General features: G+C 46.0%; 9 protein-coding genes and 1 pseudogene. 9 read left to right on the plus strand and 1 reads right to left on the minus strand.

Annotated elements, in window-relative coordinates; genetic code table 11:
- Positions 1-70 precede the first annotated feature (70 nt).
- From sigW to JCM10914_RS21000, 9 genes and pseudogenes are all read left to right on the plus strand, one after another.
- Complete coding sequence (gene sigW, locus JCM10914_RS20955; protein ID WP_023964377.1) at positions 71-640, plus strand: RNA polymerase sigma factor SigW; 570 nt, start codon at positions 71-73, stop codon at positions 638-640.
- Positions 641-770: 130 nt separating this feature from the next.
- Positions 771-1385, plus strand: coding sequence for a zf-HC2 domain-containing protein (locus JCM10914_RS20960; protein ID WP_023964379.1), 615 nt, complete (start codon positions 771-773; stop codon positions 1383-1385).
- 200 nt (positions 1386-1585) lie between these two features.
- On the plus strand, positions 1586-2413 hold the full coding sequence (cdaA, locus tag JCM10914_RS20965; protein ID WP_023964381.1) for a diadenylate cyclase CdaA: 828 nt from the start codon (positions 1586-1588) through the stop codon (positions 2411-2413).
- On the plus strand, positions 2406-3857 hold the full coding sequence (locus JCM10914_RS20970; RefSeq protein ID WP_023964382.1) for a YbbR-like domain-containing protein: 1452 nt from the start codon (positions 2406-2408) through the stop codon (positions 3855-3857). The genes cdaA and JCM10914_RS20970 overlap by 8 nt, the downstream gene beginning before the upstream one ends.
- A gap of 43 nt (positions 3858-3900) precedes the next feature.
- Positions 3901-5241: a phosphoglucosamine mutase gene (glmM, locus tag JCM10914_RS20975; RefSeq protein ID WP_023964384.1), complete on the plus strand. Its 1341-nt coding sequence runs from the start codon at positions 3901-3903 to the stop codon at positions 5239-5241.
- Between the two features lie 731 nt (positions 5242-5972).
- Positions 5973-7805, plus strand: a complete 1833-nt coding sequence (gene glmS / locus JCM10914_RS20980; RefSeq protein ID WP_023964388.1) for a glutamine--fructose-6-phosphate transaminase (isomerizing) — start codon at positions 5973-5975, stop codon at positions 7803-7805.
- A 355-nt stretch (positions 7806-8160) separates the two neighbouring features.
- Positions 8161-17010: pseudogene (locus tag JCM10914_RS31495) on the plus strand (condensation domain-containing protein); the annotation flags it as partial.
- A gap of 49 nt (positions 17011-17059) precedes the next feature.
- Positions 17060-17506: a GNAT family N-acetyltransferase gene (locus tag JCM10914_RS20995; protein ID WP_036719428.1), complete on the plus strand. Its 447-nt coding sequence runs from the start codon at positions 17060-17062 to the stop codon at positions 17504-17506.
- A 141-nt stretch (positions 17507-17647) separates the two neighbouring features.
- A complete protein-coding gene (locus JCM10914_RS21000) occupies positions 17648-18394 on the plus strand; it encodes a histone acetyltransferase HPA2 and related acetyltransferase (protein ID WP_023964396.1) in 747 nt (248 codons plus the stop codon).
- Positions 18395-18466: 72 nt separating this feature from the next.
- On the opposite strand, the gene JCM10914_RS21005 is transcribed toward JCM10914_RS21000, so the two are convergent.
- On the minus strand, positions 18467-20377 hold the full coding sequence (locus JCM10914_RS21005) for a hypothetical protein (RefSeq protein WP_036719400.1): 1911 nt from the start codon (positions 20375-20377) through the stop codon (positions 18467-18469).
- Positions 20378-20390 lie beyond the last annotated feature (13 nt).

Consider the following 20390-nt stretch of genomic DNA (forward strand, 5'->3'; position numbering starts at 1 on the left):
GAAACAGTTGAATTAACATTTTAATGATGCTTATTTTTGACGTTACCCATCAGACCATTCTGGGGGAATTATGGTGGACAATTTGGATGTAAGATTGGCGAAGCTGGCCCGAAGAGGGGACCAAAGAGCTTTTGCCGAAATCGTAGAACTGTATAAAGATAAGATTTTTCATCTGGCTTACCGGATGCTGAATAACCGCCATGAAGCCGAGGATGTCGTACAAGAGACTTTTTTGCGAGTATATAAGAATCTTGATCGATATGACGAGAATCAGAAATTCTCGACTTGGATATATCGGATCGGTACCAATCTTAGCATTGATCGGCTGCGTAAACGCAAGCCTTCTTTCTCGCTGGACGCAGAACTTCATGACAGCGACGGATTGGACGGCTATTCATTGATTCCTGGGGACAACCGCACACCGGAGAGTGAAATGCTCCTCTCTGAAACACAACGTATTATTCATCAAGCCATTGACGGACTCCCTGCCAAGTATAAAACCATTATGATTCTAAGATATATTCAGGACCTATCACTTCAGGAAATTAGTGAAATAATGGACTTGCCTGTCACGACCATTAAAACAAGGGTTCACCGAGGGCGTGAATTTTTGCGCAAGAAATTGGAATATAAGCTGTAAACTTTATTTTTTTATTTATCGAAAAAAATGAAACATCCCTGATTCCGGGACGTATGAAGAAGAAGCAAGTCTTATGCCCCTTCGGGGGATAGACCCAGCAAAGAGATTTAATGAAAGGATTGGCTCACAAATGGAATGCAAATTAGCCGTCTCTTTGATGCATGATTATCTGGATAATGACTTGTCCGAACCACAGCAGTTGGAATTACAGGAGCATCTACGGAATTGCGCTGACTGTCGGAATAATTTTGAAAAGCTGGAGCATACCGATATGCTTCTTTTCTCCTTAACTCATCATGCAACCAAGCCCTCCGATGATTTAACGGATCGTATAATGGGCCTGCTTCCGCAGCCCAAGAAACAACAGGTGTGGGTGACCTGGATCAAGAAACATCCTGCGCTTACGGCTGCCGCTGTGTTCATGGTGGTTATGCTGTTCAGCACCCTAAGCTTCTGGAGCCAGGGGAATCAACTGGTTGTTAAAAGCGATGAATTTGAGAAGCTGGTGATTGAGGGAGATACGGTTATTATTCCTCCGGATCAAGTTATCACAGGTGATATTACCATCGAGAATGGTAAAGCTAAAGTATATGGCCAAGTGAACGGAAATTTAACGGTCATTGATGGAGAGCTGTTCCAGGCTTCCACAGCACATATTGCCGGTCAAGTTAAAGATATCGATAAGGCCATGGATTGGATATGGTACAAGATTTCCAATTTATTATCGGATGTCGCTTATCGCTAGGTGTATCCACACCTTACTGAACTAAAGCGCCTCTTTTCAGTGAAAAGACGGCGCTTCTTTTGTTCATTCTGCAGTGATTTGCTGCTTATTTCAAGGGCGCTCGCTTGCATCGGAAAGATTAACGTTATAACCTAGATAGTATAGAGTACATACTATATATATGGACAGTTCTCATTACAGGAATTGACGGGGGTTGCTTTATGGAGTATTTCACGAATATGACCTGGGGTGAAACCATTAAAGATATCATCGATATCCTTATCGTTTCCTATATTATATATCTAATGATTCTGCTCGTTCGCGGAACGCGAGCGGTACAATTACTCAAAGGTATCTTGGTTCTCGTCGTGATCTGGGCGCTCAGTACCTGGTTTGACTTATATACGCTTAAGTGGCTGATGAATCAGATATTCACGTACGGCGTATTTGCGATATTCATTATATTCCAGCCTGAACTAAGACGTGGGCTCGAACAGCTCGGTCGTGGGAAATTATTTGGACGCCTCTCAGACATTGACGAGGAAACCAATAAATTAATTAGCGAAACCATTAAAACGGTTAATTATTTATCAAAACGCAAAATTGGTGCGCTCATCGTGTTCGAGCGAACTACGGGACTGAATGAATATGTGGAATCCGGAATTCAAATGCGATCGATGATCAGTTCGGAACTGTTGATCAATATTTTTATTCCCAACACGCCTCTCCATGACGGAGCGGTTATCATTCAGAACGGTCAGATTGCTGCTGCAGGATGTTATTTGCCGCTATCGGAGAATCCTTTTATTAGCAAAGAGCTCGGAACGAGACACCGTGCTGCAATCGGGATCAGTGAAGTGGGAGACGCCATATCTGTCGTTGTATCCGAGGAGACCGGACAAGTATCGCTGGCTCTTAATGGACAAGTCGTCCGTGATATTAAAGAGGAGTCATTGATTTCCAAGTTATATGAGGAGCTACGTCCTGCCGCATCCATCAAGGAAAAACGCGCGTTTTTCTGGAAACGGAAGGGGAAAGACAATGGATAAGTGGATTAAGAACAACACGGCGAGTAAATTGATTGCCTTGGCTGTCAGTATTCTATTATGGGCCATTGTCCATATGGACAGCGGGGTGCCGACACCGCCAACGACGGTGTATGATACGAGGATCATTGAAGGGATTATGATACAGCCACAAGGATTTGACGATAGCGAATATGCGTTGACTGGTATTGATAATGATCGTGCCAATATTGAGGTTCGCGGAAAAAAATCAAATATTATGTTTTTGACAAACGAATATAAAGTCAGGCTAGACCTCAGTAGTGTCAAAGGACCAGGGACACATACACTTCCGCTTGCGGCTTCCGTACCTAATGGGGTTGAACTCATCTCGATGGAACCTTCGACGGTTACCGTAACCGTTGAAGAACGAGTCTCCGAATCCGTGACGGTAAGTATTGGTACGAAAGGCGAGCCTGCCGAGAATTATCGGGCTGGAACACCCGTGCTGATCGACCCAAGGCAAGTGACAGTCACACTGCCGGAATCCTCGATGGAAAGATTAGGACAGGTCAAAGGGAATGTCGAATTAAACGGAGCAAAAGAGAATATAACGGAGAAACGAGTCAAGCTTGTCGCATATGATAAAGAAGGTGTAGTGATGGAAGATGCGGTGATCGAGCCCGCGGCTGTAGCCGTTGAAGTACCGATAGAGCCTGCTTTCGTAACGCTCCCCTTAGAGATTCGTTACTCCGGTCGCCTGCCTGAAGGGCTTGTGTTATCCAAGGTGGACCAGAAAGTTAAAGAGGTAAAGCTATTTGGCAGCCCAGAAGCGCTGGCAGGAGCAGAGACCTATATGGAAGCTGAGTTTAATTTGGCAGAGGTTGGGAGCTCGGGAACAACAGTGCTAACGACCGACTTGACGCCGCCCGAAGGTTTTGAGAAAATCGAGCCTAGTTCGGTAAGCATTGAAGTTACCGCCGTTTCGCATGGTGAACGAGTTGTTAGTGGAATACCGATAACGCTGAACGGAGTGCCCGCTGGCTTGGAAGGTACAATCACCGATCCGAAGGAGCAATCCATAGCGCTTACGCTTACAGGAGCTCCGGATCTGCTGAACAGCCTTGATCCAGCAGATATTGGAGTAGAAGCTAGTGCGGCTGGTCTTAAGGCAGGCATACATGAAATCCCACTGCAAATTACGCTGCCCAATTTCATTAACCGCGTAGATCGCGAGCGGATTATGGTCAAGGTTGAACTGAAAGATAAATCAACACCGACCATCACGGACCCGGACAAACAGACTGACAAAAACAACGACAAAGACAAGCCTGATTCACCAGGAACCGGAACAGGTAATGATCAAGGGGAGTCTCAGACACCACCTCCTGAAGGAGAAGATCCAACGGAGCCTGGAGGCTCAGGTGACGGGGCAACGGATCCACCAGGAGACGGTGAAGGAACAGGTTCGGGAACGCCGAATCAATAGGGTTTAACTAATATGGAAGTGTAGATAAAGGAGTATGCAACCTATGGGGAAATATTTTGGTACAGATGGAGTTAGAGGGATTGCCAATCAGGAGCTAACAGCTGAGATGGCATATAGTATCGGTCGCTGCGGCGGGTATGTTCTTACAGGCGATAAGGAGAAACCAACCGTTATTATCGGGATGGATACACGAGTATCCGGTGCTATGCTGGAATCAGCTTTGGTGGCAGGACTTCTGTCCATCGGTGCACATGTCATTCGATTAGGCGTGGTCAGTACGCCAGGGGTGGCTTATATTACAAGATTGCTGAAAGCCGATGCCGGTGTCATGATTTCGGCTTCACATAATCCGGTTGAGGATAATGGAATCAAATTTTTCGGTGGAGACGGCTTTAAGCTGTCCGATGAAACAGAGCTGAAGATTGAGGAATTGATGGATGCACAGATCGATACGCTTCCTCGTCCGATCGGAGCCGATCTTGGTGAACTGCGTGTAGATAATGATCTGAAATATAAGTATCTGGAGTATTTGAAGACGACGATTTCCCAGCGATTCGATGGTATTAAGATTGTTCTGGATTGTGCACACGGGGCTGCGTATGAGCTGGCTCCGAAGCTGTTCCGTGAATTAGGTGCAGAAGTGATTACCATCGGTGCAGAGCCCAATGGATTAAACATCAACGATAATTGTGGCTCTACGCACCCCGAGAAGCTGGTTGAAGCCGTTCTTGCGCACAACGCTGATCTGGGGCTTGCTTTTGACGGGGACGCTGATCGTCTTATTGCCATTGATAGCAAAGGCGAGGAAGTGGATGGGGATTTCATTCTCTGCATATGCGGTGATGCCATGAACCGTGCCGGTAAACTGAAGGAAGGTACGATCGTATCGACCGTTATGAGCAATATCGGATTCTATAAGGCGTGTGATAGCTTGAAGCTGAAGACGGCGAAGACGGCCGTCGGTGACCGTTACGTGATGGAAGAAATGCGTCGTGGCGGTTTCAACTTAGGGGGAGAGCAGTCCGGACATGTTATTTTCCTGGATTATAACACGACAGGCGACGGCATTTTGACAGGCATTCAACTGGTGGACACCGTGGTGGCTTCTGGTAAGCCATTGCATGAGTTGAAGAGCAGCATGCGTAAATATCCGCAGGTGCTCGTGAACGTTCGAGTTGGCGACAAGAGCAAGTATCAAGGTAATACGGTAATCGAATCCGCTATTTCTGAAGTTGAAGGTGTGCTTGGCGATAATGGTCGCGTGTTGGTCCGTCCTTCAGGTACCGAATCCTTAATCCGTGTTATGGCTGAAGGCCCGGATAAAGACGACCTGGAGCGCTATGTTACCCAGATTGCTGATGTGGTGAAGCGGGAATTAGCGTAAGGCTAAGGGGCTGTTTTTCCAGGAATAGCAAGTAATTTATGTCAGGGCCAGTGACCTATCTAATGAGCTTCGCTGGCCTGTTATATTAACTGGAGCTAAACAGGTGTAAGCGCAACAACTGCTGATGCAGCAGGAAAAGCGTTGTTTTCAGACCGTGCTTGCTGTATAGGTCGTTCGATGGTAATCACGCGGGTTTAAGACGCAGGGATTTCGCTTTGGATCGAATTCGACATAGGTTTAGCGAGTTGCCAAAGGCGAAACGCATGAATATAATAAAGGATGTTATTCAAAAATAGAAAGTGAGGACCGTGAGGTTATCTCAAGATTTATAAGCGCCAGAGCTTGGAACTGCGCGGGGAATGGTGATCTGCTTCGACAGGGATCCCAAACGGCAGATACAAGCTGACGAGGTGGAGGTGTTCGGATTGTTCGGCGGGGACCTCCCGGTACTGCACCATAACCGTAAGCTGAATCTCGGAAAAGGAATGGGCGACCGTTCCCACAACGAATCAGCAAGGTGCTCTCATTATTATAAAGCATGGATGTGCGTAGAACAGCGACAGCGCGGTGGAAGAAGAGTGCATTCATGATGGTTCAACGGTACTTGCCGTGCCGGAGATTTGAACGTTGATAATTGAATATCCATTCTTCATTCCGCTAATGCCGCACAGCAGCTGCATGTTCTATTCCACATCGCTAACTATATGGAGCGAAAACGGAGGAATTATACTATGTGTGGTATTGTCGGATATATTGGGAATCAGAAGACGCAATCGGTGTTGATCGATGGACTAAGGAAGCTGGAATATCGTGGATACGATTCTGCAGGAATCGCTGTATTTACGAATGAAGGACTTCGCGTTGCGAAGGCGCAGGGCCGCCTGGCTAATCTGGAAGAGCGACTGGAATCAGCTCCGCTTGTGGGAACGGCAGGGATTGGTCATACGCGCTGGGCAACGCATGGTCGCCCATCTGATGTCAACTCTCATCCGCACACGGATGAAAGTCAGAAATTCTCGGTAGTTCACAACGGAATTGTAGAGAACTATCTGGAATTGAAGGAAGAGCTGATTAGTCAGGGGCATCAATTTGTGTCCGAGACGGATACCGAGGTGATCTCTCATCTTATCGCCCGCGAGTATGATGGAGATATCATGAAGGCGGTACAGAAAGCCATCTCGTTCATGCGAGGTGCCTTCGCACTTGGCGTTCTGACAGAGTACGAGCCGGATCGACTGGTGGCTGTACGTCAGGCTAGCCCATTGATCATCGGTCTTGGCGAAGGGGAGAACTTCATCGGCTCTGATATTCCAGCCATTCTTAAATATACACGGAACGTTTATATACTGAACGACGGAGAGATGGCGCTGCTTACAGCAGATGCTGTCGAATTGATGACGATTGAGGGGAACTTTATTTCTCGGGAAATGATTCGTGTCGATTGGGATGCTGTTACGGCGGAAAAAGGCGGATTCGATCATTTCATGCTGAAGGAAATCCACGAACAGCCGAAGGCTTATCGTGACACGATGCTAGGCCGTGTGGATGATAGCAAGCGCAGCGTTGTTCTGCCTGAACTTAAGCTTACCCATGACCAAATCAAAAATATCCGTAACGTTCAGATCGTCGCTTGTGGAACGGCGTATCATGCCGGTCTGGTTGGTCGCAGCGTTATCGAAGGTATGGCTCGTATTCCGGTGGAAAATGATGTAGCTTCCGAATATCGTTATCGTTCGCCAATCGTAACACCTGAAACGCTTGTCATTGTTGTCAGCCAATCAGGAGAGACAGCAGATACATTGGCTGCGCTTCGTGAAGCGCAGAGCCATGGTGCTCATGTACTTGCGATTACGAATGTTGTGGGCAGCTCCATTGCCCGTGAAGCGAATGATGTGCTTGGCACGCTTGCAGGTCCCGAGATTGCTGTCGCCTCAACAAAAGCGTACACTTCGCAGCTGATCGCATTCTATCTGTTTGGTCTGTATTTGGCACAAGTACGCGGAGCTATGACAGAGGATGCCGTTGCTGAGGTAATCGCCGCGATGGAAGCTTTGCCTGAGCAAGTGGAATCGATGCTGAGTAATGCGGAATCGATCAAGGATTATGCGGAACAAATTGCGAAGCACGAGAACCTGTTCTTCATTGGACGCGGTCAAGACTATGCTGTGGCACAGGAAGGCTCGCTCAAGTTGAAAGAGATCTCCTACATTCACTCCGAAGCTTATGCTGCCGGCGAATTGAAGCACGGGACGCTGGCTTTGATCGAGGATGGTATTCCTGTCATTGCGCTCGCAACCCAGGATGCCGTGTTAGAGAAGACGGTAAGTAACATCAAGGAAGTGAAGGCACGCGGAGCCGAAGTGATGGCCATTACCCACGAAGAGCATGTGGCCGGTCTGCTGAAGTCCGTAGACCAAGCCTTCGCTATTCCGAAGACGCTGCCGATCCTGACCGCTGCGATCTCGGTGGTACCGCTACAGCTTCTCGCTTACTATGCCTCACTTGCACGCGGTAATGACGTGGATAAACCGCGGAATTTGGCGAAGAGCGTGACGGTGGAGTAAGGGGAAGGAATAACTGGACATTTTAAATAATAAAAAGACGAAAAGACCTATCTAATTAAGGGTCTTTTCGTCTTTTTTGCGTATTTCACATGATACTGTGTCATTTTATGGAATCTGATTACATTGATATACCCCTGGTGAATTGTTACAATTTTTATCATCCTCTAGATCTGTGCTACCTCAATGGAATATCTACCCAGTTTGGATTTCTCCCAACAAGAATGAACTTTCACAATAAGTTGAAGTCAAAAGTTTGCAATGTAATAAACCTATATTCTTACAAATAGTTAAGGCGGGGATAGCTATATGCATGAAAACTCTTTAGCGGAAAATTTGTATTCTCTTGATCAATGTCATGATAAAGGGATTTATTTTGTGGGCGGCTCAAACGTGGAGAACTTTTTCTCATATTCTGATTTGTTGAAGAGCGCGAAAGGATTGCTCTCAGAAATGAGATTGGCTGGGTTCGAACCTGGCGATGAAATCGTCTTTCAGATCACAGATAACAAGACATTTTTAATCGCTTTCTGGTCTTGTATTCTGGGGGGGTACATCCCGGTTCCTCTATCTAATGGGGATAACCTTGATCATAAGAAAAAAATAATAAATGTGCTCAAAAAATTAAATAAACCACGGATCGTAAGCGATATAGACTTATTCGATAAAATACATAGATTTACTAATAAAGAGGAGATTGAGAACCTGGAACATGTCTTTGAACATAGTTTATGCATACTGAATAGTTGCGTCGTGCGGGATGTGTCCGTGGAGACATCTCACGGTTCAGCAGCAGAAATAGCGCTCATCCAGTTCTCATCTGGTTCAACTGGTGATCCCAAAGGAGTCATGCTAACTCATCAGAATCTTTTGGAGAACATCAAAGATTTGATGACTGCAGGCAGAACGACCACCATGAATGCTTCTATGAGTTGGATGCCTCTGACTCATGATATGGGGTTGATTGGTTTTCATCTAGTGGCGCTGTGCTCCGGGATTAACCAGTTTATCATGCCTACCTCCTTGTTCGTGCGTAATCCAATTAAATGGTTGGAAATTGCGGATAAGTATCGCATTAATCAGTTGTATTCTCCTAACTTCGGATTAAAGCATACGTTGGATGCGCTGCAAAATAAGCGGTTAGATTTGGATCTGTCCTGTATAAGGAGTATCGTTAACGGCGCTGAGCCTATTTCTGATGAGATATGTCAACGATTTATCAATGAATTATCCCCGTTTGCTCTGGCGAACCATGTCATGATCCCTGTATACGGACTAGCTGAGGCTTCAGTAGGAGTAACTGCAAGTCCAGCGGGCGAGCGCTATAAGACTTGGTTTGTCGATCGGCATTCACTGTCCATTGGATCAAAGGTAAGAATAATGGAAAGCAAAAGCCGCTCAACGATTTCCTTTGTTGATCTTGGATTTCCTCTGGATGGATGCAGCATACGAATTTGCGGATTATACGGTGAGGTTGTAGAAGAGGGTACATTAGGCCTTGTTGAAATATCAGGGGCAAATGTCACGCAAGGATATTATGGGTGCGTGGATACGAACATACAGGAATCGAAGTGGTTAAATACAGAAGATATTGGATTTATTCTAAATGGTAGACTGGTGGTTACGGGAAGATACAAGGATACGATTGTGATCCAAGGCCAAAATTATTTTGCACACGATATCGAGCAGAGTCTCGAAGTGATTAGGGGCTTAGAACTGAATAAAGTTGTTGCAACCAGAGCAGTATCTGAAGAGCTGCTAGAAGAGGGTTTAGCCATTTTCGTGCTTTATAGGAAAAAAGATTACTCAGCGTTTATAAAGTTGGCACGCGAGATTAGAGCTACTCTCGTAAAAATATACGGTTTTCAACCTGCCTTTATCATACCTGTTAGACACATACCCAAGACGACTAGCGGAAAACTGCAGCGACATATACTCTCAGCCAGGTTTCAGAATAATGAATATGCAACGATTGTAGAGGAAATCGATCGATTAACCGCGAACCATGTATATGAGGAGATGTCAGTAACCGAGAATAAATTATTTGAGTTATGGGCGACCGTTCTGGGACATCGCAACTTTAGTCGGAAGGATCGCTTTTTCGAATTAGGCGGACATTCTCTTAAAGCCGCTAAGCTCGTCATGTTAATGAATGCTGAATTTGGTGTTGATTACTCAATGAATACAGTGTTTCACCATTCCACGATTGCAGAGCTAGCAGCTTATATCGAGCAAGCAGGGGAAAAGCGGATGGTTGTTATTCCCGAGACAGAAACCAGGGAGCATTATCCAGTATCAGCAGCTCAAAAGCGTCAATATTTGCTGCAGCAATTGGGAGAGCGCCAAATTACTTACAATATGCCAGGGGCTTTTATGCTGGAAGGGGAATGTGATCGCGAGCGGTTGTCGACCGTCATCAAAGGGTTGGTCCAGCGTCATGAGTCGCTGCGAACCTCGTTTGCTTTAATTAAGGGAGAGATTATGCAATCCGTTCATCCGGAGGTCTCCATTGAACTGGATTATGTAGAGCGACCCGAGACGATGGAGATTGAAACGCTGATCCAGGATTTTGTGCGCCCATTCGATCTTAGCAAAGCTCCGTTATTTCGGGCTGCTTTGGTCAAGCTGTCGAAGAGGCGTCATCTGTTGATGATGGATATGCCGCATATCATTTCCGATGGGATCTCGACAGAGATTTTGATCAACGAATTTGCCCGTCTTTATGCCGGAGAGAAGCTCTCGCCACTGCGCATTCAGTACAAGGAATTTGCCCTTTGGCAAAATGCTCTGCTGCAATCGGGGCAGATGGAGAAACAACGTAGCTATTGGCTGGAGACTTTGGCCGGACCACTCCCAATACTTGAGATGCCCACCGATTATGTACGTCCGAAGCTGCAAACCTTTGAAGGAGATCGTATTTCGTTTACGATTCATTCGGAGCGGCTGGCACAATTGAAACAGTTGGCTCAACAGACGGAAAGCACGCTGTACATGGTGTTGCTCGCGGCATATACGACTTTGTTGTATAAGTATACGGAACAAGAGGATATCGTAATCGGCTCACCGATTGCGGGAAGGACGCATGCTGACCTGGAACCCGTGGTCGGTATGTTCGTCAACACATTAGCTGCGCCATCGACCGACCGGGGAGAAATCTTTCCTGACCTTCTTGCAGGAGGTGAAGAGCCATGCGTTACAAGCGTATGAACACCAGGATTATCCCTTTGATAAGTTGGTGGAAGAGCTCGCACCTACACGAGATTTAAGCCGTAATCCATTGTTTGATACGATGTTTGCGCTGCAAAATATGGAGCGGCAAGCATTAGAATTGGATGGGCTTAAAGTCACGTCGTTACCTGGAGAAGGAAAGGTAGCCAAGTTTGATCTAACGTTGACCGGTTGCGAGACGGAGAAGGGTCTGGATTTTACGCTGGAATACGCGAGTCGCCTGTACCGCAGAGAAACCGCAGAGCGATTGGTGGAACATTGGAAACAGTTGCTCATAGAAATCGTTAGGGATCCGACACAGGCATTAGCACGAATAAATATATTGTCGGCGGATGAGGAGCAGCTACTGGACCGTTTCAATCAAACGGAAACCGTCTATCCGAGGGACCAGACGGTGATTCAACTGTTCGAAGCTCAGGTGGACCGAACGCCAGACGCTGTGGCTATCGTATTTGGGGAAGCAGAGCTCACGTATCGGGAGCTAAATCAGAAGGCGAATCAGTTGGCTAGAGAGTTGCGGACGGAGGGTGTAGGTCCAGAGCAATTGGTCGGCATTATGGTGGAGCGTTCGCTGGAGATGATTATTGGAATATTGGGCATATTGAAGGCGGGAGGCGCTTATGTTCCGATCGATCCGGCGTATCCGCAAGAGCGAATCGAATACATGTTATCTGACAGCGGGACACGTTGGTTGCTGACGGAAACCCGACTAGCGAACCGCGTAGTTTTTACTGGTCGGATTATTCTGCTGGACCAAGAAGATTTGTACATAGGGGCAGTGGAGAATCTCCAGCCAGAGTGTACAGCGGGTAATCTCATTTATGTCATGTATACCTCTGGTTCGACTGGTAAGCCCAAGGGTGTGATGATAGAACACCGAGGGGTTGTTCGATTAGTGAAAGATACAAATTACCTGCACGTGGGAACGGAAGATACGATCTTGCAGAGCGCCTCTTATTCTTTTGATGCAGCAACGCTTGAAATATGGGCAAGCCTACTAAATGGGGCTAAACTAGCGTTATTACATAAGGGAATACTCAGCTTAGAGAATATAGAAGAAAGTATAACGGCTCACGATGTAACGGTTGTCTTTATAACTACGGCATTATTTACGTTGATCGTGGATAACAGACCTGAAACGTTTAAAGGACTAAAGAGCATACTTGTCGGTGGAGACGTATTATCGTTGAAGCATGTAAAAAAAATTCGATCGATGTATGCGATAGAGCTCATCAATGGGTATGGCCCGACGGAGAACACAACGCTTTCGACTTTTTATCGAATCGGGCAACGAACAAAGGTGGAATCAAGCATTCCCATCGGGATACCTATTTCGAATTCGAAAGCCTACATATTGGATGATAAATTGATGAAAGTCCCCATCGGAGTTGAAGGCGAATTATGTTTGGCCGGAGATGGGATAGCAAGGGGATACTTAAATCTTCCTCAACTTTCGGCTGAGCGATTCATACCCAATCCATATGCAGCTTCTGGGGAACGCATGTACCGGACAGGCGATCGTGCTCGCTGGCTGCATGACGGAACCATTGAATTTTTAGGTCGCATTGATAACCAAGTGAAGATTAGAGGTTATCGGATTGAACTCGGAGAGATCGAGAGTCTAATTAATATGCAGAAAGGTATCAGCGAAGCCGTGGTTGTTGCTCGTGTGGGTCAGCAAGGCCAGAAGTATCTATGTGCCTATGTCGTTACAGAGAGCAGAGATGTAGTTGCGGATTTGCGTCAACGTTTAGCAAATCAATTGCCAGAATTCATGATCCCGGCTCGAATACTAGAGGTAGAGGAACTTCCACTGACACCAAGCGGGAAATTGGATCGGAAAGCTCTGCCAGAACCAAGCAACTCTTTACATGATAAATGGAAGTACGAGGCTCCTCGTACGGCAACAGAAGTAGCTTTGGCAGGAATATGGAGAGATGTCTTAAGCACTGATTACACTATAGGAATTCGTGACCATTTCTTTGATATCGGAGGAAATTCTCTAAATGCAATGATGGTTGCCTATAAAGTGAATAGGGAGCTTGGGGTGGAACTTACGATTCGTGAAATATTCCAATACCCCACCATTGCAGAGTTAGCGATTTGTGTTGAGCAAGCAGTTGAAGGAGAGTGTGCTATTATTCCCAAGATCGAAACTCGGGAGCATTATCCGGTATCGGCAGCTCAAAAGCGTCAATACCTACTGCAGCGATTAAGTGAGCAGCAAATTACATATAACATGCCAGGGGCGTTTATGCTGGAAGGCGAATGTGATCACGAGCGGTTGTTGACCGTCATCAAAGGGCTGGTCCAGCGTCATGAGTCGCTGCGAACCTCGTTTACCTTAATTAACGGTGAGATTATGCAATCCGTTCATCCCGAAGTCTCCATTGAACTGGATTATGTAGAGCGACCCGAGACGATGGAGATTGAAACGCTGATCCAGGATTTTGTACGCCCATTCGATCTTAGCAAAGCTCCGTTATTTCGGGCTGTTTTGGTCAAGCTGGCGAAGGGGCGCCATCTGTTGATGATGGATATGCCGCATATCATTTCCGATGGGATCTCAACAGGGATCTTGATCAACGAATTTGCCCATCTATATGCCGGAGAGACGCTCTTGCCACTGCGCATTCAGTACAAGGAATTTGCCCTCTGGCAAAATGCCCTGCTGCAGTCGGAGCAGATGGAGAAACAACGTAGCTATTGGCAGGAGACTCTGGCCGGACCACTGCCAATACTCGAAATGCCCACGGATTATGTACGTCCGAAGCTGCAAACCTTTGAAGGAGATCGTATTTCGTTTACGATCCAATCGGAGCGGCTGGCACAATTGAAACAGTTGGCTCAGCAGACGGAAAGCACGCTGTACATGGTGTTGCTCGCGGCATATACGACTTTGTTGTATAAGTATACGGAGCAAGAGGATATCGTAATCGGCTCACCGATTGCGGGAAGAACGCATGCTGATCTGGAACCCGTGGTCGGTATGTTCGTCAACACATTGGCCCTGCGCCATCGACCGACCGGGGAGAAATCTTTCCTAGCTTTCTTGCAGGAGGTAAAGGATCATGCGATACAAGCATATCAACACCAGGATTATCCCTTTGATGTGTTAGTGGAAGAGCTCGCGCCTACACGAGATTTAAGCCGTAATCCATTGTTTGATACGATGTTTGCGCTGCAAAATATGGAGCGGCAAGCATTAGAATTGGATGGGCTTAAAGTCACGTCGTTACCTGGAGAAGGAAAGGTAGCCAAGTTTGATCTAACGTTGACCGGTTGGGAGACGGAGAAGGGTCTGGATTTTACGCTGGAATACGCGAGTGACCTGTACCGCAGAGAAACCGCAGAGCGATTGGTGGAACATTGGATACAACTGCTCGTAGAAATCGTTAGGGATCCGACACAGGCATTAGCACGAATAAATATATTGTCGGCGGATGAGGAGCAGCTACTGGACCGTTTCAATCAAACGGAAACCGTCTATCCGAGGGACCAGACGGTTCATCAGTTGTTCGAAGCTCAGGTGGAACGAACGCCCGACGCTGTGGCTGTCGTATTTGAGGAAGCGGGGCTATCGTATCGGGAGCTAAATCAGAAGGCGAACCAGTTAGCTAGAAAGCTGAGAGCGGAAGGTGTGGGTCCAGAACAATTGGTCGGTATCATGGTGGAGCGTTCGCTGGAGATGATCATTGGAGTATTGGGTATATTGAAGGCGGGCGGCGCTTATGTTCCGATTGATCCAAATTATCCCCAAGACCGAATCAAATACATGCTTTCTGACAGCGGAACACGCTGGTTACTAACGCATACCCAACTAGCGGGCCACGTAGTATTTCAAGGTCAGACTATTCTGCTGGATCAAGATGAGTTATATGTAGGCGGAGTAGAGAATCTCATGCCAGAGAGTAAGGCGAATAACCTGATCTATGTCATGTATACCTCTGGTTCTACCGGTAAGCCTAAGGGGGTTATGATTGAGAACTATTCCGTGGTTAACTATTTGCATTGGATGCAACGGGAGTACCCGCTTGATGCAACGGATGTCATTTTGCAAAAAACGCCTTTTAGTTTTGATATCTCGATAAGAGAATTATTGCTAGGGATTTTAAATGGAGGAAAGATAGTTTTTCTTACTCCTGGTGCCGAGAAAAAACCTGATGAGATTGCTAAAGCTATTCAACATTACAAAATTACTCGAATTCATTTTATTCCATCTATGCTACAAGTATTTATGCATTTCATCGAGAAGAGTGGTCATTTGGAACAGCTCTCAACTTTGAGATATGTATTTTTGGGGGGAGAAGCTCTGAAGGCGCAGCACCTTCGCAAGTTTTTTGGGATATTTGACAATCACCAGATCCGATTAATCAATCTGTACGGCCCTACGGAAACGACAATCGACGTGACCTATTACGAATGTTCGGATCCGAATCAAAAGGTGCTTATCGGTCGGGCGGAAGACAATATTCGTTTATACATTATCGGAAAGCATGGTCAGCGACAAGGGATTGGATTGGCTGGCGAATTGTGCGTTGCAGGCGATGCTCTGGCACGGGGATATTTGAATAAGCGTGAGCTTACAGAGAAGCAGTTCATAGAGAATCCATTGGTAGCTGGAGAACGTATATATCGAACAGGAGATCGTGCCCGTTGGTTATCAGACGGAAATATTGAATACCTTGGCCGATTAGACCATCAAGTGAAGATCCGCGGTTATCGAATTGAGTTAGGCGAGATCGAGCATGAGCTCGGTCAGCAGCAGGGTATACAAGAGGCTGCGGTTGTGACGCATGAAGACCAACATGGCCAAGCATATTTAAGTGCGTATATTGTCTCAGACAACGAGCTGACAGTGACGCAATTGCGAAATCGCCTCTCCAAGCAATTGCCCGAGTATATGATACCAGCTCAGTTTATCAGAATAGAGCAAATGCCTGTCACTTCTAACGGGAAATTGGACCGAAAAGCACTTCCTACGACCATTATAGAACTGCAAAGCGGTCGGGAATATATAGCTCCAACTACAGCTGTGGAGAAAGCATTGGTCGAGGTATGGGATGAAATATTGAATAATGGGAGACCTATCGGGGTTCGTGACCATTTCTTTGAACTCGGTGGTCATTCCCTGTTGTTATTCGCTGTGGCCGAAAGAATAAACCGCGTACTAAGCATAGAAATATCGCTGGAATACTTATACAGGTTTCCAATTTTAGAGGATTTAGCTCAGGAGATCAGTAGTTCGAGGGCATTAAACAACGAGGCTGAACAGCTAGGCCTATTTATGGATCATGACGAAACACAACCCATATTGTTTTGTTTTCCTCCTATCGAGGCCCATGCTTATTTTTATCATAATCTGAAATTTAGCGGGAGCTCTATTTACGCTTTTAATTTCATAGAATCAGCTAATATGTATCTGGAATATGCCCATGCCGTCATAAACAGACAGCCGGAAGGCAAACTTAACATACTAGGATACTCTGCAGGGGGCAATCTGGCCTTCGAAGTGGTTAAACAAATTGAAAAACTAACACATAGGGAAATCAATTTGATAATAGTGGACTCAAAAAGAAAGGAATTTGAAGAATTTGAATCGGATGATACTTTGATGAGTCGAGCATTTGATTATTACGAAGAAATGAAAAGGAAGCATCAAATTACTAATGAAGCGGTGTTCGATATGGAGAAGGCTCTGGCGAAGAACATTCAATACATGAAATATCTAAATCGATTAGTGAATGGCGGTAAGCTTACACAAACGAATGTGTTCTTAATCAAGTCCGAGGAAAACCAGCAACTTGATTTGGGCTGGTCTGAAGTCTCAGACCATTACATCGAATATCAAGGAGATGGGGCTCATACTGAGATGTTTGATAAGGTGAATGTGAGGAATTTCAATCTTATTGAGAACATACTTCGTAGTGTGCGTGGGGAATTCTCCAAAGTGAACGAGGACATTGAATCCGTCCATTATTGATATACTAGTAATATCTAAGGAAGCTGTGGACAGGAGTGAGAAAATGCTGGAATATCGCAAGGCCACGATCGATGATATTAAAGAGTTAATGGAGTTAAGGAAAACACAATTGGTGGACGAGGGAATCGAGCCAAGTATGGATATCGATGCGGAGCTGTATGTCTTCTTCCGAAATAAACTGACGGATGGTTCACTCGTTCAGTGGTTAGTAGAAGAACACGGGGACATTGTAGCCTGCGGTGCTATCGTGATTTACGATTTTCCACCTTCCTATACGAACAAGAGCGGGAGAAAAGGGTATATCACCAATATGTATACCAAAGACGAGTACCGCGGCAGGGGCATCGCCACAAGCGTGCTGACCAAATTAGTGGACGAGGCCAGGCAATCTGGTATATCTAAGATATGGCTTGGTGCTTCTGCATTAGGCAGACCCGTCTATAAAAAATTTGGATTTAAGGAGACGGACGAATGGTTAGAACTCAATGACTAAAGTTTGAGTTTGATGCTGTTCTCACGATTTTAAAAGAGTACGCACTGTAGAATACTTCCATAAAAAATAATAGGAAATTATTTTGGGATGATGATAAACTTGATTTTCTTCACTTCAATATTGAAAGGAGGAATATCAATAATGACTGTAGATAACCGCAATCGAACGATCCCGATTTTTGACTGCGATTACGAACGGTTTGATACTCATTTGGAGTTTTATACCGCGCTGGGATTTGATATTACCTATTATCAAAAGGCCCCATACCGATTTGCTTCGGTTGCGAAAAACGGCATTGGCGAGTTTAGCTTTTATGGTGTGAAAAGATACAAGGAGGAGGGGAACATAGGAGGCTGCTATGTTGTTGTGCCTAACGTTCGAGAGATTTTTGAAGAGTTAAAGGCCAACTTAAAGGCGTACTATGGCAGAATCCCTTATCAAGGTACACCTCGAATTTCAAGGTTAAATCAAACGGCCGAAGACTGGAGAGTTAATGTCACAGATTCCTGTGGAAATACCATGATCATTGGAGAAACGACTGGAGATTCAACAAGGTTAATGGAGGAAGAAGATGAAAGAGTGAAGGCACTTGAATCGAAATTTGAAAAAGCATATGCTCAGGCCTACCGGTTTGCATTTTCAAAAGAAGATTTCTTAGCTGCCAGAAACACGATGGAAGTAGCATGTAGTAAATTCAAAGAGCAAATATCGAATGAACTTCTATTTAAAGCAAGAATACTGCAAACAGAGATTTATCTTTTATTGGGACAACAGGAGAAGGCTGACGGTGCATTATTAGAAGCAGATAACATCGATTTAACTGTAGATGAAAAAGGAAGACTTGGGGAGTTTATTGAACGTTTAGATGAACTCAAAATGGAACAGTAATAATGTATGTTAATAAGGAAATAAAAACGCGTGTTGGGGTCCAGCCCCAGCACGCGTTTGCTTATTCAGCATTTACTCTATGGACTCTACCACAATCACGGGAACCTGTATGAGCCTCGCAGGCTCTGTACCGTTATCGCCGGGAATCTCCTGTTGATTATTACCAAGTTGGTCGGAAGTCTCGGTATCCTCTGTCTCGCTCGGATTCCCCGGCTCCTCCATAGAGCCTTCGTCAACCTGTCCGGTCTCCGGCTCTGCCGGGTCAACGACAGGAGGGTCTTGACTACCCGGCAACTCGATTGATTGGAACTCGCTAAACGTCCCGATCATAGTAGATTTCCCTGCAGTGAAATCCCATTCTCCCCTCAGCATAACATAATGGCCATTTTGCTCAGCAAGAGCTTCGCCGTAGCCGCCTTTGAGTATATTAATCGAAAAACGCACTCGTTCTTGCAGATGATTCTCGATGTCGGCAATAGCGATATCGGTATATTTCAACCGGAAGCCGGTGAATTGATATTGGTCTCCCTGGCGCTCGAGCATGGCGATTTCGTCTGTGCTTGCTCCTTCATAACTGGTAACGAGCAAAGACTTGTCCGGCTGCACTTGATAGCCATCTGCGGTGAACTGGAACATCAGGTTCAGATTCGCGTTATGGGCTTCATAGGCAGAATACATCATGAGATTAGAGCCTGTACTGCCTTCAACCAGAATAACCGGACTTGCCTCCGTACTGAGCGATTCCTCTATGGAGAGCTGTTGGATCGCAACTTCGACTGGGAAATCGTGATTTTGGAACAATTGTATCGATTCATCGGCCTGCATGATTGCTAAATAAATGACATTATTGTCATCGGATCCAATGGCATAGGCCAGCCCTCCGAAACGCTTCCCGCCTCCACTAACATGCTGGAAATTGCCGTTGCCCCCCCACAGGATGAGCAGACGGCTGGGATCATGAATCGTCCAAGCCAATTGGGCTGCTTGCAAGGGTCCAGTCACATCCTGGTATCCCGACAGTGCTTCGTATAATGCAACAGCCCCCTCGTAATTCTGCACTTTAACCATCCCTTGTGCCGCAGTTAACCAACGGTTGATCTGATTCTGAATATAGCCCATATTATCCGAACCCTGTTGTCCGGTGCGGCTCAGATAATTCTTGTAGCTATTGGCATGGGATACAAAGTCTGACGGCCGTCCTAGCTGCACATCACGCTGCAGCATCGTGTGCACAAGCTCGTCCGTTTTGCGATGTACCCAGGAAGCGGGTACCGAGTGGCTTTCATAGTCAGAACTCATGGTGTATGACCAGTCCAGCAGCTCAGTATACTTTCCTCCGGCAGCCAGTCGCTTCATAATGGTCTCATCGTGCCGCTGGAACATACCAAGCAGCTTCTCCTGCTTATGAACTTCGCCGCCGTAGAAGGATTCCGGCACGGCCAGCAAGTTCCATTTAAAGCTGTTGTCCACGTACTGTTCCTGATGAAGCTGATCTTCGGCCTGCCGATAGAACATGCTGATAAATTGTAGGAAAATTCGGTTCACATCATCGGGAATTCCATAGAAATCAGCGATCTCGCCGTAATAGGAAGCATATGGATCCTGATCTCCGGCCAGACGTCGTCCGGTATCCAGCAACTCAGCATAGACGTTCATAAAGCCGGAGAAATCCGCTGACTCCCCCAGTCTGTTTAATCGAGAATCGAGTGAGGCGAGGCTCTGCTTCATGGACGTAATCGGTGATAACTCCTGAAGTCTTAGGCTAAGCAATTCCTCTTTGTATCGGAGGGAGCGGTTATTCCGCGCCTTCTGAAACCACTCCTCCGCCTCAATCAGCTTCTTCTCCGCGTAATATTGTTCTGCTTGTGTCATCGTATGGACCTTCTGATAGATATGAAACCCTTTGTATCCGATAAGCAGTAGCAGGACAACGCAAAACAAAACGTACAGATTACGCAGGGTTAGCGTGTTTTTTATCGTCATAACGGTTACAGTC

The organism is Paenibacillus sp. JCM 10914 (assembly GCF_001315105.1).
Taxonomy (GTDB): domain Bacteria; phylum Bacillota; class Bacilli; order Paenibacillales; family Paenibacillaceae; genus Paenibacillus_AQ.